2 protein-coding genes are annotated in these 1,835 nt (G+C 53.0%); both read left to right on the top strand.

The window, feature by feature from the left end; genetic code table 11:
* A partial coding sequence (gene traM, locus ACESQI_RS23085; protein ID WP_373127290.1) for a conjugative transposon protein TraM occupies positions 1-1,134 on the top strand: 1,134 nt, incomplete at its 5' end.
* Positions 1,135-1,157: 23 nt separating this feature from the next.
* Positions 1,158-1,835: conjugative transposon protein TraN (gene traN, locus ACESQI_RS23080; RefSeq protein WP_373127288.1), on the top strand; the 678-nt coding region annotated here is incomplete at its 3' end.

Genomic DNA, 1,835 nt, shown 5'->3' with positions numbered 1-1,835 from the left:
GAAAAAAATGCGGGATTCAACACCGAGCTTCCCGATCCGAGGGAAGCGGGCATAGAAGGGGACAAGATTGCCGCCTATGAGCAGGCTGACATGAAACGCAAACAGACGGAAAAACTGCGTACGCTGGAGGATTTCTCCGGGATGGCAGACGGGAACTCCGGGACTGTCGTGGAATTGTCACCGGATGCGGATGCCAAGGATGGCAGTTCTCGTGAAGGTGACAGAAGGAATGAAGCCTGTTCTTCATCCGTCTCCGCCTACAATGACATCAACAGGACGCTCGGCAACTTTTACGAGTCACCGCAGGAAGATCCGGAGAAGGAGGCGTTGAAAGCCGAGGTGGAACAACTCAAGCAGGCGGTCGCCGCACAGAACGCGCAGCCGGGTTACGAGGAGCAGGTAGCTCTCCTGGAAAAATCCTATGAGCTTGCGGCCAGGTATATGCCGGGCAATGGCAGTGTGAATACGGACAGCCGTTCCGATAATGAAAGTCCCGGGCGGAACGGAAAGGCGAAAGCCGTTCCCGTGGGGCTGGTTTCCACACCGGTGGTATCATCGTTGCCGCAGCCTGTCAGTGATTCTATACAGCTTACAGGAATGGCACAACCGGAAAGATTCCACACGCCAATCGGTCATAAAGAAGAGAGAAATGTGAGGAATACCATCCGGGCCTGCATCCACGGGGACCAGACCGTCATCAGCGGTCAGGGAGTGAGGATGAGACTGCTGGAGCCAATGCGTGTAGGGAAGCATATCCTGCCCAAAAACTCCCTGCTTACCGGAGAAGGGCGCATACAGGGTGAAAGGCTTCACGTCAATATCCTTCAGGTGGAATATGGCGGTACCATCATCCCCGTGGAACTTGCCGTGTATGACAATGACGGACAGGGCGGCATCTTCATTCCGGGGTCAATGGAGGCTAACGCCGTCAGGGAGGTTGCCGCCAATCTGGGGCAGAATCTCGGCACGAGCATCTCCATCACCAACCAGTCGGCAGGTGACCAGCTGCTTTCCGAACTCGGAAAGGGTGCCATACAAGGTGTCTCGCAGTACATATCCCGGAAGATGCGTGAAGAGAAGGCGCATCTCAAGTCAGGCTATACCCTGATGCTTTATCAAGACAACGATCAATAACAATCCATTAAAATTCAATCGACATGAAAAAGTTTTTTGTAATGCTTGCCCTTGCATGGGGCACTGTGGGCGCTTTCGCCCAAAATGAAGCCGACAGCGTAGCGGCGGTAAACAATGCCGTCACACTGGCCAAGGAAGTGTATCCTCAAAAAGAGGAGGACGGAGACCTCTATCACGGTCTGACCCGTAAACTCACCTTTGACAGGATGATACCTCCATACGGGCTGGAAGTGACCTATGGAAAGACCACGCACATCATTTTCCCGTCATCGGTGCGTTATGTGGATCTCGGTTCTCCGAACCTCATTGCAGGCAAGGCGGACGGTGCGGAGAATGTCATCCGTGTAAAGACCACCGTGAAGGACTTCCGTGAGGAGACCAACATGTCCGTGATTACCGAAAGCGGAAGTTTTTACACCTTCAATGTGAAGTATGCGGAAGAGCCGCTGCTGCTGAATATCGAGATGAAGGATTTCATTCATGACGGAAGTGAGGTGAACCGCCCCAACAACGCCCTTGACATCTACCTGAAGGAATTGGGCTGTGAATCGCCTAAATTGGTACACCTTATCTCGAAGTCCATCCACAAGGACAACAGACGGCACATCAAGCATATCGGAAGCAAGGCGTTCGGCATCCAGTACCTGCTCCGCGGACTCTATACGCACAACGGCTTGCTTTATTTTCATACACAGATAAAG

Origin of the sequence: Bacteroides sp. HPS0048 (genome assembly GCF_964240755.1) — a bacterium.
In the GTDB taxonomy this organism is placed as follows: domain Bacteria; phylum Bacteroidota; class Bacteroidia; order Bacteroidales; family Bacteroidaceae; genus Bacteroides; species Bacteroides nordii.
This window is presented reverse-complemented; position numbering and strand designations above follow the sequence as displayed.